A 12,101-nucleotide genomic window follows, 5' to 3' on the forward strand; every position below is an offset into this window, starting at 1 on the left:
CGCGGAAAACAACGAAATCAGCAGCAATCAGCGAAATCTCACGAAAGTCGTCAAAACGGCGTCATTGCAACGAAAACGCACCTAATGAAGTCCTCGGAAACCAGCGAATCAACCCTTCAAAATAACAAGGGGTCGCGGGTTCAAATCCGACCCGAAGCCGGTTGATCCGGGCACTCAGGGCATCGATCCGGAGAAGCAGCATAATTGGTGGGTTGAGAACTTCAAGAATGTGGCAGTTCTGGCCATAGTCGCGTTCTGCCTCATAATGATCGCCGTATTCGCCGGCATACAATTCAAATGGCAGGGCGCGGCAGGCGGGGCGGAAGCAATCTCGAAAGCCTCGGATGTTTTCAAGCTGATTGCGACGACCGCGTTGGGTTTCCTGTTCGGCCGTAATTCGAAATAGCATTTTCGGGTAAGCTTCGCCCGACCCGTCGGCTAGGATGGGTGGGTGAAGCATCCTCCTTTCTTATTTCCTTGTTGGATTCTTCGCTCCGCCGGAACCGGAGTGTCGGTAGCACTCCCCCGGCATCGCCTCGTTGACGTTGGTAGCGTCAGCGAGGCGTTTTTTTATTGGAGGAATTGGCTGCGGGCCGTTTCCGACAGCGAGTAGCGTATCGGACGTTTGCCATGCTCCTGCAGGAGGCCAAGGGCAAGAAGCCCTTTGACGGCGGTCATGAGCTTCGTGCTTCCCACTTCAAGCCACGCGGAAAGTCCCCTGCGGGAGACAGGATGCGGGTCGTTATCGAATAATTCCACTTGCAGCAGGTAGAACAGGATATTCTTCTGGTCATCGGACAGGTGTTTCTCTTCGGCGTATCTGCTTAGTTTGCCGTGGGCCGCCGTGAGTGTGTTCCATTTGTTCCCCAAGTCGGAGATGATGTTTTTCTGCGCGGTGATGATGAATTTCACCATCCGGTAGCTGAACAGGGAAACGTCGGAGCAGTTCAGGGGGAACTGAGCGTCGTCGAATGCCTTGTAATACTGTCCCTTGGCGTCGGCTATGACCGGGCTAAGGGATATCGCGGTGGGTACGCTCAGATGCTTGCTCAACTGCAATGCCAGGAGGAATCGACCCGTCCTGCCGTTGCCGTCGTAGAACGGGTGAATGTATTCGAAGGCGTAATGGCACATCACGGCCCGAAGGATCGGCGGTATGCTCGCGTTGGTGAGCAGGGCTATCCATTTGGTGAGCTGCACCTGGATTTCCGATTCCGGGTATGCGCCGTCATGGAGCTTGCGCCCGTTGCCGTCGTCCCATACGGAGACGGTGCCTTTCCGGAACAGTATGCCGTCCGGCTTGTCCTTGTCGGATATCTCTCCGTCCGTGACCTGATCGTAGATGCTCCGGATGTCCTTGAGCTCGAGTGGGAGTCCGAGCTGTTTGCCGTCCTCTCCGGATAGTCCGAGGAACAGTTTCGCGAATTCGGTCAGCCGTTTGTGGGGGCCTTCGCCTGCTGCCGATTCCAATGCGTCGGCTATCTCCTTGCGTGTGGTGTGCACGCCTTCGATGGTGTTGGTGCTCTGCACCTCGGCTCCGATGAGGTCGAACAGGTAGGCGCGTTTCGCGATGTCCGGCAGTCCGTTCCACAGTGATTCCACTTTCCCTTCGAGTTCCCTCACGGTGTCAAGGGCGGTGCCGAGTTCCCTGAAGCACACGGCGAACATCTCGTGTCCGTCGAACGTGATTCCGGAACGGAACGTGGACCATCCGCTGATCCGCGCTTCATATTCGCGCTGGGCAAGTTCCGTGGGTTTCTCCGTGGATTGCGACATGTTGATGGTCTGTCTGATGCTCTTGTAGTCCATTCCTATCACCTCGTTTCGCTTCATATCGATGTTTGGAATACAAATGATACCCTCTTATATGTCGAAAATGCCGATAATCGACATATAGAACAGTGGATTGAACGGCCAACGTTCACAAAACGGAGAAAACCGAATCATAGGAGCGTATCTTTGTCGCGTAATAGAGGTTTGCAGCAGCACTCCCCCGGCTTGTGCCCTGTTCGGCGTCTGAACCGCACCCCGCCCGGTCCCGAACCCACTACCCGGGAGCCGTTAGCACGACTCACTCGCCACACCGACGGCAGGTACGCCTGCGGCGAGGGCGGCGTCGCCGTCAGCACCTGTCGTCAGATCGGCAAGACGTTCATCCCGGGAACCGCCATGTTCCTCAAGTGCATCCTCAGACCCGGGTCGAAGGTCATCTGGACCGCGTACCACACGAGAACGTCGGACGAGACGTTCGCGGACTTGTGTGACCGTGCCTTCTGGCAGGTCGCCGGCGGCTACAACAGCACCGACTTCGCCGGTCTGAAGTCCAGACGTCGTCAGGCCGCAGCAACGGCCTGACTATGGACAACCTGTGGACCATGGAGACCAAGGACTACGCGGACGAGGACTGGGCCGCGCTCGCCAAGGACATGACCAACGCCAACACAAGGCTCACGACCATATTCAGCATCAAGAACGCCCCCACCAAACCCCGTTACGCGCGTGTTCCGCAAGGCTAAACCTGCGCCTTCTGCTTCATGCTCGCGGTCCCAGACCTCGTCATACCGGACGGCGAGCAACGCGAAACCCTGTATAAGTATAGTGGAAGACGAAATCATCCGCGTATTGCTCCAGAAAACCCGGAACACCCGCGGCAGATTCTCAGTCTCACCGTAACAGTGAGTTGATCCGCCTCGAAAAAGCCCTCGATGGTTGCCCCGATTTTCACTATTCTGTCCATGATCCAACTTCCTTGTTTGATACAGATATCCTCTTCAAAAGTTATCGTGCCGAACCATTGGGGAACTTGTCAACATGCGGTTTCGTTTCCTCGCTGGTCTTTCTCCGGTTCTGCGATATCAGTAGTCACCGTCGAACCGCACGAGCTCGCTGGCGACCATGCATGTGGTGTCGTCGGTCAGTATGCCGTCGATTGCGCGGGTGTCGAAAAGCCCGTCGACCCACTCATGGTAACCGACATAGTCGGCGTCGCCGGGCAACGGACTGTGGGAATGGGAGTCCATGTAGACGCGCCAGGAGTCGCGTGTGTAGCGAATCGGATTGGGGAACGCACGCACCGTGGGGTTCCGGAAGAACTCGGCCTTCGTATCGTCGAAATGTTTGATGCTGCCGGCAAGACGATCGCCGCATTCGTCGCCCGGACGCATTGCCGAATCGAAGGACGTGACGTTGTACAGGGAGACCAGCAGGTACCGTCCATCGCGTGCGATGCGGCGGCATTCGACGGGGAATGCCGCCGGTGAGAACCAGTGCAAAGCCTGCGCCACGGTAATCACGTCCACGCAATCCGCAGGCAACGAGGTCGCCTCCGCCGAGCCGTCGCAGACCGTTACGTTCGACAGGTCCCGTACGTTCCCGGCCAATACGCCGCGCATGTCGGCATCCGGCTCCACGGCGTACACCGGCAGTCCAAGACCGGCCAGCGAGACTGTGAACTTGCCGGTGCCCGCACCGATGTCCGCAATCGTCACAACGTTCGAAGACCCGCCGAAGCAATCGCCGATCAGGCCGTCGATGTACCGGATCGCCGCTGCCGGATAGCTTGGACGCGCCGCTTCATAGGCCTGAGCCTTGCCATGGAATTTCGTCTGCTCCATGCTGCCCAGTGTAGGACTTGCATACGGCACATAAGCGGCAACCAGTCGACCAATGTTCGCCGTTCTGTGCATCCACCCACCAGCTATTCCGTGCATATTCGTATCATGAACGAGTTTCTGTGCATCTGCCCACCACGAAAACCGACGAAACGGAGTCTTCGTGATACGTGTATGCACAGAATTCGAAATCATGGGTGTCTCATGGTGGGTATATGCACAGGACAGGGGCGCCGAACGGCAATAGAGCATGAGAAGGACCTGGGCATCGCCGATCCCGCTGCCGGCGATGTCATGTCGTTGCAGGAATATGACAGGCATGGCCAGTTACGAGCAGATCAGAAGGTTCGCCGACGAGCATGCCGACCGTGCACGAATCATCGAACATGAGACGGCGATCGTCGATTTGGAATCCGGCGCGAAGGTGTTCGATGCGACCAAAGCGGCGGCCACGTATATCGTCGAGGCCAGGGAGGGCGTGTTCGCCGTCGTCGCCTCCGCGGCGGGGCATCTGAAGTGGCGACAGCTCGGACGCGCTCTGGGATTGCATCAGATTCACTTGGTCCCACCTGAGCTGGTCAAGGAACGCACCGGCTATGACGTCGGCACGGTAGGCCCGCTGCTTCTGGACGGCGTGCGCATGTTCTTCGACCGACGGCTTCTGAATCACGACTTCGTCTATTGCGGCACCGAGGACGCGCATCACACGCTGGCCATCGACCCGCAGCTCATCATCGATTCCAACGACATTGCAGGATATTTCGATAGCGCGGAATTCCTGAAATAGCAGCAGACAGCAGGCACGCCTCACCCGCGGTGTCCCCTACTGCGGGACTTATGGTATGGGCCTCGGACGATGTCCATAAAACACCGTCCGAGGCCCATACCATCACAACACGCTGCAAAAAGGCGCGCGTGTCACCGCACCGCAGATGTCACTTCTTCTTGTTCTGCTTCTTCTCGCGGATGTTCACCGAAATCTGGATCGGCGTGCCTTCGAAGCCGAACTCCTCACGCAGGGAACGCTCGATGTAGCGGCGGTAGCCGTGCTCGAGGAAGCCGGTGGCGAAGATCACGAAGCGCGGCGGGCGCGTGGACGCCTGCGTGGCGAACAGGATGCGCGGCTGCTTGCCACCGCGCAGCGGGTGCGGGTGGGCGGCCTGGATCTTGCCGAGGAAGGCGTTGAGCTTGCCGGTGGGGATGCGCTGGTCCCAGGACTCCAGGGCGGAACGCATCGCGTTGGCCAGACGGTTCGTGTGCCAGCCGGTCTTGGCGGACAGGTTCACGCGCTGCGCCCAGGTCACACGGTCGAATTCGGTGATCCACAGACGCTCGAGGCGCTGCTTGTCGAACTCGTCCATGGCGTCCCACTTGTTGAACACCAGCACGATCGCGCGGCCGGCGTCCACGGCGGTGGACATCACCTTCAGGTCCTGGTCGGAGATCGGCTGCGAGGCGTCGAACAGGATCAGGGCCAGCTCGGAACGCTCGATGGCGGCCTGGGTGCGCAGGGAGGAATAGTACTCCGCGCCGGTGAGCTTGTGCTGGCGGCGCTTGATGCCGGCCGTGTCGATGAACAGCCAGTCCTCGCCGTCGATGTCGATCACTTCATCGACCGGGTCGCGCGTGGTGCCGGCCAGATCGTTGACCACGGAACGCTCCTCGCGCGCCAGCTGGTTGAGCAGGGAGGACTTGCCCACGTTCGGACGGCCCACCAACGCCACGCGGCGCAGGCCGGAGGGCGTGAGGAATCCGGAGGTCTTCTCCGCCTTCTTGAGCTTGTCCAGCGCGACGTCGAGCAGGTCTCCCACTCCCCTGCCGTGCATGGCGGAAACCGGGTACGGCTCGCCCAGGCCGAGTTTCCAGAACTCGGCGGCCATGTATTCGCTGGCCTGGTCGTCGATCTTGTTCACGGCCAGGGTGACGGGCTTGCCGGAGGCGCGCAGCATCTTGACGATGCGCTCGTCCGTGTCGGTCATGCCCACCTGTCCGTCCACCACGAACACCACGGCGTCGGACAGCTGCACGGCGACCTGCGCCTGAGAGGCGATGGCCGAGTCGATGCCTTCCACGTCGGCCTCCCAGCCGCCCGTGTCCACCAACTTGAAGTCGGTGCCGGCCCATTCGGCGTCGTAGCTCACGCGGTCGCGCGTCACGCCGGGCGTATCCTCCACCACGGCGGCGCGACGGCCGAGAATACGGTTCACCAGCGAGGACTTGCCCACGTTCGGGCGGCCCACCACGGCGAGCACGCCCACCGGCTTGGGGCCGGCCTTGCGTGCGCCGACCTCGAAGGCGCGGCCGGAGATCAGGTCCTCGTCCGCCTCGTCCAGGTCGTAGCCCTCCAGGTTGGCGGCGTACTGCTCGTACTCCTGGTTCTCGATGGCGTCCTCGACCAGACCGATGAGGATGTCCAGCGTGTGGGCGAAGTCCATGTCCGAGTTGTCGATGGTGGTCACACCGTCGGCGGCGGTCTGGAAATTGGTCACCTTGGAATCGGCCTTGTCGCGTGCGGCCACGTCTTCGGCGCCCACGCCCTTGGCGGCCTGGCCTGTGCGGCGGGCCTGACGGACCTCCTCGCGGGCGGTCAGCAGCACGCGCACCTCGGCGTCCGGGGCCACCACGGTGGTGATGTCGCGGCCTTCGGCCACGACGCCCAGTCCCTCGGAGAAGGAGTCGGCCGAGGCTTCACGGGCGATGTACGCGCGCTGGGCGGCGATGAGCACGTTGCGCACGGGAATGACGTTCGAGACCTTGGAGACGTGGGTGGAGACCTCGGAGGAGCGGATGGCCTCGGAGATGTCCTCATCGTCGGCGAAGACGCGCGGATCGTCCGGGTTCACGGAGATGTCGAAGTGACCGCCGGTGAAGAATTCGCCGACAGCCTCGGTCACCACGCGCTCGTCCACCTGTTCGGCGTCCAGGTCGATGCCCTGCTTGAGGCACCACCACGCGCAGGCGCGGTACATGGCGCCGGTGTCCAGGTAGGCGTATCCGAAGTACTTGGCCAGCGCCTTGGACGTGGACGACTTGCCCACGCCGGCGGGACCGTCGATGGCAACGCGGATCACAGGCCGACCTCCTTGGACAGCGAACGGATTTCGGTCTGGGACAGCACGCGGTAGGAGCCGGGCTTGAGGTCGCCGAGCTTGATCGGGCCGATCTGCGTACGGACCAGACGCTTGACCGGGAAGCCGATCGAGCCGAAGATGCGGCGCACGATGCGGTTCTTGCCGGAGTGCAGCACCACCTTGACGATGGTGGCGTCACGGGAGGAGTCGATGATGGCGCAGTGGTCGAGCTTGATCCAGCCGTCGTCCAGCTGCACGCCGGTGGTCACGAGCCTGCGGCACACGGTACCGGAGATCTTGCCCTCCAGCGTGGCCACATAGGTCTTCTCGACCTCGTACTTGGGGTGCATGACGTGCTGGCTGAGCTCGCCGTCGTTCGTCATGAGGATGAGGCCCTCGGAATCATAGTCCAAGCGGCCCATGTGGAAGATGCGCTCGTACTTGTCCCCCACGATGTCGCGCAGGGTGTAACGGCCCTTCGGATCCTCCATGGCGGAGAGCACCTTCTTGGGCTTGTTCAGTGCCAGCGTGACGTGGTTCGGGTTGATACGGACGCGGGAGCCGTCCACGCGGACCTGCTGCTTGTGCGGGTCGACGCGCGTGCCGAGCTCGGTGACCAGTTCGCCATCCACCTCGACGCGGCCTTCGGTGATCATGATCTCGCACTTGCGGCGCGAACCGAAGCCCGCCTGGGCGAGCAGCTTCTGGAGTCGAATGGAATTGGAATCGTCTTGTGCGCTTCTGGCGCGGGAATATGCGTTTGGCATCGTTCTCCCAACGTGGCCGGGCGGCGGGTTCCGTACGTTTGTCGTTTGAGGGTACGGCCGGCCGTCAATGTACATAAATTACGAGCTGGTGGACTGGATTTCCAGCCAATTCCAACCTATCCATAATACCGAGTGCCACGGACTGCTGCTAGACTGTCCGGTTGGGCGGGTTCGCCCGTCTTCCAAGAAATTGATGAAAAGGAAATGAAAATCATGGAAGAAACCAAGCAACAGCCGCTGGGCCTTCGCGTGTGCGCCGAACTGGCCGGCAGCTTCCTGCTGTGCTTCGCCATCTACGCCTTCTCCACCTGGGGTTCGGCCGTGTATGGCGTCAATGTGGTCTTCTCCGCGCTGGCCACCGCCCTGGCCTACGGCGTGGTCACCGCCATCTTCTCTCGTGTTTCCGGCGGTCAGCTCAACCCGGCCGTGACCGTGGCCGCGGTGCTCGCCTCCAAGACCAAGCTGGTGGACGGCGTGCTGTACGTGCTGGCCCAGGTGATCGGCGCAGTCGCCGCCGGCTTCGCGGTGGTCAAGTTGCTGCCCACCTCCGAGCAGGTGACGGCCAAGGTGTGGCTCACCCCGGCTGTGAACGGTTTCGAGCAGGGCTCCGTGTCCTACTCGCTGCTTACGCAGTACGGCATCACGTTCTCCATCACGCTGGCCATCGTGGTCGAGGTCATCGGTTCGCTCATCGTGGTGGCCGCCGCCATGTCCTCGCTCGGCGAGCACGGCGAGGCTTCCGACCGTTACGTGCTGACGATGGCCGCCGCCTACGGTCTGGCCGCCGCCTTCAGCTACCCGGTGACCGGCGTGGGTCTCAACCCGGCCCGTTCCACCGGCATCGCGCTGGCCACGATGAATCAGGGCCTGACGCAGAACCCGGTCCAACAGCTGTGGGTGTTCTGGATCAGCCCGGTGCTGGCCGCCGCCGTGGTGGCGCTGGTGATGATCGTCGCCCAGATGGCCACCACGCCGAAGGTGAAGGTCGCCGATCAGGAGTCGCTGGAAGGCCTCGACGGCGCCGAAGCCACTTCCGAGGGCGATACGGCTGAGACGCTAACCGAAAATGGTGTTGCCGAACAGGCCGAAGAAGCTGAAGTACGTGATCAGCAGGCCGACGCCCAGGGCGATGCCGATGAAGGAATCGAACGCCACTGAGCGCACCTTCCAAGGGCTTTTGTCCCGCATGATCAGGCGGATGAGCCCGGTAACGATGGCCGTCACGGAAAGCACAACCGTGGCGGCCATCGTGTATCCGAGGAGCGCCAGCAGCACGGCGGCAACGACGACGCCGAATACGATCCATTCGAACCATGGTTTGCCCTCGTGGGCTTCGGATACGTACGGATGGTTGTGCATGGCGACTTCCTTGTGAACACGAAATCAACGATTACGGATAAACATAAAACTTGGCTCCCCTCTCTACAAGGAGCTGCCTGCGAAGCCGGCCAAAGGAAGCTCATCACCACGGTCGGGTTGCTCCCCTCAGCCTCACTCCGTTCGACAGCTCCCCTCAAAGAGGGGAGCCAACATAGGACGATTGCCTCAGCGCAATGCCAAGACGCGCCGATCAGTGGAAGAAGTGGCGGGTACCGGTCAGGTACATGGTCACACCGGCCTGCTTCGCGGCCTCGATGACCTCCTCGTCGCGGATGGAGCCGCCGGGCTGCACGATGGCCTTCACGCCGGCGTCGATGAGCACCTGGGCGCCATCGGCGAACGGGAAGAACGCATCGGAGGCGGCCACGGAACCGGTGGCGCGGTCGGCGCCGTCGGCCAGCGTATTGGCACGCTCGACGGCCAGATGGCAGGAATCCACACGGTTGACCTGGCCCATGCCGATACCCACGGTGGCCTGATCGTGGGCCAGCAGGATGGCGTTGGACTTCACGCAACGAATCGCACGCCACGCGAACACGAGATCCTTGAGGGTCTCGGCGTCGGCGGGCTCGCCGGCCACCAGCTTCCAGGAGTCCGGATCGTCGCCCACGGCGTTGATCAGATCGGTATCCTGCACGAGCAGGCCGCCATCGATCTGGCGGATGGCCTCATGGCCCTTCGGCGGCTCGGCCACCTTGAGGATGCGCAGGTTCTTCTTCTTGGTCTGCAGCAGCTCCAGCGCGGCGGGCTCGTAGTCGGGGGCCACGATGACCTCGGTGAAGATCGGGCGAACGCTTTCGGCCATCTCCAGCGTCACCGTGGAGTTGCAGGCGATCACGCCGCCGTATGCGCTCATCGGATCGCAGGCGTGGGCCTTCTTGTGGGCCTCGGCCGCGGTGGCGCCGATGGCGAGGCCGCACGGGTTGTTGTGCTTGACCACAGCCACGGCGATGGCGGGGGCCATGTCCCACACGGTGCGCCAGGCGGCGTCGGCGTCCACGTAGTTGTTGTAGCTCATCGGCTTGCCGCCGAGCTGCTCGGCGTGGGCGAAGCCGGTCTGGTTGAGCGGGTCGACGTACAGGGCGGCCTGCTGGTGGGAGTTCTCGCCGTAACGCAGGGTGTGCGCGCGATCCCAGGTACGGGTGAACTGGGCCGGGAACTTGGCGGAATCCACTTCGGTGCCCTGATCGTCACGGTCGATCTCGCTGGACTCGAGCGATGCGGGCTTGGGCCAGTGCTTGGCGGTCCACTCGTTGATGGTGGCGTCATAGGCCGCAGTGTGGGCGAAGGCCTTGGCGGCGAGCCATTCACGCTCCTCCAGGGAGAAGCCGGTGCCGTCGGCCACGCGGGAGGCCACGAGGGCGTAGTCGTTCGGGTCGGTGACGATGGCCACGGTGGCGTGGTTCTTGGCCGCGCCGCGCACCATGGAGGGGCCGCCGATGTCGATCTTCTCGATGACGTCCGCCTCGGATGCGCCCGAGCGCACGGTGTCGGCGAAGGGGTACAGGTTGACGACCACCAGGTCGAACGGCTTGATGCCGAATTCCTCAAGCTGCTTGGCGTGCTCGGGGTTGGTCATGTCCGCCAGGATGCCGGCGTGGATGTACGGGTGCAGGGTCTTCACGCGGCCGTCCAGGCACTCCGGGAAACCGGTGACGTCCGAGACCTCGGTGACCTTGACGCCCAGCTCGGCGAGCTTCTTGGCGGTGGAGCCGGTGGAGACCACTTCGGTGCCGGCCTTCACGAACGCTTCGGCCAGAACCTCGATGCCTTCCTTATGAAAGACGGAAACCAGTGCTCGACGTATCGGCCGGTTCGTGTTTGTCATCCTGTTCCTCCTTGGTTGTGGATTGGGATTTCGATGGTTTCGGTTGGGATTGTACGTATACGGATTGCCGCGGCTTCCTGGGCGCCCCGTCCCGCTTCGCCCGCTTCCGCTGCCCGTCCGCTCCGGGTTTCGCGGCCGTATCCCCGTCTCCGGCAGAACCGTTGGCGGGTGCGGCGCCCGAGGTGCGGGAGGGATGCAGACGTTCAGCTATCCAGCCTACAGAAAAAACGAGTGCGGTGCCAATCAGCGCGACGAGCCATGCCGTGGCGAGCCCCAGTGCGGTGGGATGGCCCACGGCGCGGGTGGAGGCCATGACGCTCACGCCCACATGGGCGAGCCTGTGCTGGCCGAGCGACCCGTTGGACAGCGCGAACAACACCGTGGAGCCGAGGGAGACCAGTCCCGCGCTCAGGCAGAACGCGCCGGCCGGGTACGCAAGATCAAGCACCATGGCCCGGCGATCGGAGTCGCTGCGCACGCTGATGGGACGATACCGGAATCCGGCGGGCAGGAAGAGGGCCAACAGACCCACGAGCGTGGCCACGGCGAACGGCGTATTGAGCGCTATCGTGCGCCACAGTTCGCTGGAGACCGCTTCGGGCAGGATGCCGAACGCGGGTACCGCCGGCAGGTCCTTGGACTGGCCGACCCACAGCGTGAAGCTGGCCACGTCGCCGATGGCGAATCCGGAGCCGAACAGCCAGGAGACGGCCCATAGCATGAGGTTGGGCAGCCAGATGATCATGGCCAGTGTGGTGAGGATGCGCGATCCGGTTTCCATGCCGGACATCTCGAACACGGAGACCACGGCCGTATGGTTGCGTACGGTCCAGACGATGACGGTGATCAGTCCGATGAGCAGATACAGTCCCAGGATGATGGCCGCTACGGCGACACCGGTCTTGAGGCAGTGCCGGACCTTGGCGGAGGACTGTTTGCGGATCCAGACCATCAGGTCCTTGAGCTTGTCCGAACCGGGCACCGCCGCGCAGAGGAATCCGAGCAGGAACACCGTGCCTGCCTTGAGCAGCGTGATCCATTGGTCGTCCACCAGACTCAGATGCACGGACTGGCGGAACCACTCGTTGAGGGCAAGCCATACGAGCAGCCCCGTGACGAGGGCGTGCGGGCCTGTGGCCTTGAGCCGCGCGACCAATGTGGCGATGAGCCAGATAAGCAATATGGTCAGCAGCAGCGGGGTGATGGTCAGCGTGACGGAATCGGTGGCGAATCCCGAACCCTCGCTCAGCAGCACCACGGCTTTGGTGAGTCCGGTGGTGCCTGTGGTCAGGTTTTCGCCGCCCTCCTCCATGGAGATGACGAGCAGCATCAGGGCCACGTAGCAGCCCAACGCGATGGCATAGATGGCCATGGATGCGAGGGCCGCGAGGGCTCCCCGCACCCATTGGCGAATCACTGCTTTCATGTGTTCGGCGGGCCGCAC

Annotated in this window: 12 protein-coding genes; 4 read left to right on the plus strand and 8 right to left on the minus strand. The window is 62.4% G+C overall.

Annotation, left to right across the window (positions count from 1 at the left end; all coding sequences use genetic code 11):
• Positions 1–61 precede the first annotated feature (61 nt).
• The gene (locus JS536_RS03355; protein WP_214355769.1) at positions 62–460 is read right to left on the minus strand and encodes a hypothetical protein; all 399 of its coding nucleotides are present in this window, start codon (positions 458–460) and stop codon (positions 62–64) included.
• Positions 461–570: 110 nt separating this feature from the next.
• Positions 571–1,809, minus strand: coding sequence for a Fic family protein (locus JS536_RS03360; protein ID WP_214355770.1), 1,239 nt, complete (start codon positions 1,807–1,809; stop codon positions 571–573).
• Between the two features lie 150 nt (positions 1,810–1,959).
• On the opposite strand from JS536_RS03360, the gene JS536_RS03365 reads away from it, so the two are divergent.
• Both JS536_RS03365 and JS536_RS03370 read left to right on the plus strand, forming a co-directional pair.
• Positions 1,960–2,355: a hypothetical protein gene (locus JS536_RS03365; RefSeq protein WP_214355771.1), complete on the plus strand. Its 396-nt coding sequence runs from the start codon at positions 1,960–1,962 to the stop codon at positions 2,353–2,355.
• Between the two features lie 2 nt (positions 2,356–2,357).
• A complete protein-coding gene (locus tag JS536_RS03370; protein WP_214355772.1) occupies positions 2,358–2,516 on the plus strand; it encodes a hypothetical protein in 159 nt (52 codons plus the stop codon).
• A 339-nt stretch (positions 2,517–2,855) separates the two neighbouring features.
• On the opposite strand, the gene JS536_RS03375 is transcribed toward JS536_RS03370, so the two are convergent.
• Positions 2,856–3,614, minus strand: coding sequence for a class I SAM-dependent methyltransferase (locus JS536_RS03375; RefSeq protein WP_214355773.1), 759 nt, complete (start codon positions 3,612–3,614; stop codon positions 2,856–2,858).
• Positions 3,615–3,930: 316 nt separating this feature from the next.
• On the opposite strand from JS536_RS03375, the gene JS536_RS03380 reads away from it, so the two are divergent.
• Entirely contained in the window at positions 3,931–4,398 is a 468-nt protein-coding gene (locus tag JS536_RS03380) for a YbaK/EbsC family protein (RefSeq protein ID WP_214355774.1), read from the plus strand.
• Between the two features lie 148 nt (positions 4,399–4,546).
• Here JS536_RS03380 and der read toward each other — a convergent pair whose 3' ends face one another.
• Entirely contained in the window at positions 4,547–6,682 is a 2,136-nt protein-coding gene (der, locus tag JS536_RS03385) for a bifunctional cytidylate kinase/GTPase Der (protein ID WP_214355775.1), read from the minus strand.
• Entirely contained in the window at positions 6,679–7,449 is a 771-nt protein-coding gene (locus tag JS536_RS03390) for a pseudouridine synthase (RefSeq protein ID WP_109056086.1), read from the minus strand. Before JS536_RS03390 ends, der begins: the two co-directional genes overlap by 4 nt.
• A 213-nt stretch (positions 7,450–7,662) precedes the next feature.
• Here JS536_RS03390 and JS536_RS03395 point away from each other — a divergent pair, with 213 nt between their 5' ends.
• The gene (locus tag JS536_RS03395; protein ID WP_214355776.1) at positions 7,663–8,607 is read left to right on the plus strand and encodes an aquaporin; all 945 of its coding nucleotides are present in this window, start codon (positions 7,663–7,665) and stop codon (positions 8,605–8,607) included.
• Here JS536_RS03395 and JS536_RS03400 read toward each other — a convergent pair.
• From JS536_RS03400 to JS536_RS03410, 3 genes are all read right to left on the minus strand, one after another.
• Positions 8,506–8,808 (minus strand): DUF3017 domain-containing protein, encoded by a 303-nt coding sequence (locus JS536_RS03400; RefSeq protein ID WP_214304531.1) that lies wholly within the window; start codon positions 8,806–8,808, stop codon positions 8,506–8,508. The genes JS536_RS03395 and JS536_RS03400 overlap by 102 nt on opposite strands.
• 211 nt (positions 8,809–9,019) lie before the next feature.
• Complete coding sequence (gene purH / locus JS536_RS03405) at positions 9,020–10,657, minus strand: bifunctional phosphoribosylaminoimidazolecarboxamide formyltransferase/IMP cyclohydrolase (protein ID WP_214355777.1); 1,638 nt, start codon at positions 10,655–10,657, stop codon at positions 9,020–9,022.
• Positions 10,605–12,083 (minus strand): DUF6350 family protein, encoded by a 1,479-nt coding sequence (locus JS536_RS03410; RefSeq protein ID WP_214355778.1) that lies wholly within the window; start codon positions 12,081–12,083, stop codon positions 10,605–10,607. Before JS536_RS03410 ends, purH begins: the two co-directional genes overlap by 53 nt.
• Positions 12,084–12,101 lie beyond the last annotated feature (18 nt).

This window comes from Bifidobacterium sp. SO4, from assembly GCF_018555355.1.
In the GTDB taxonomy this organism is placed as follows: Bacteria; Actinomycetota; Actinomycetes; order Actinomycetales; family Bifidobacteriaceae; genus Bifidobacterium; species Bifidobacterium miconisargentati.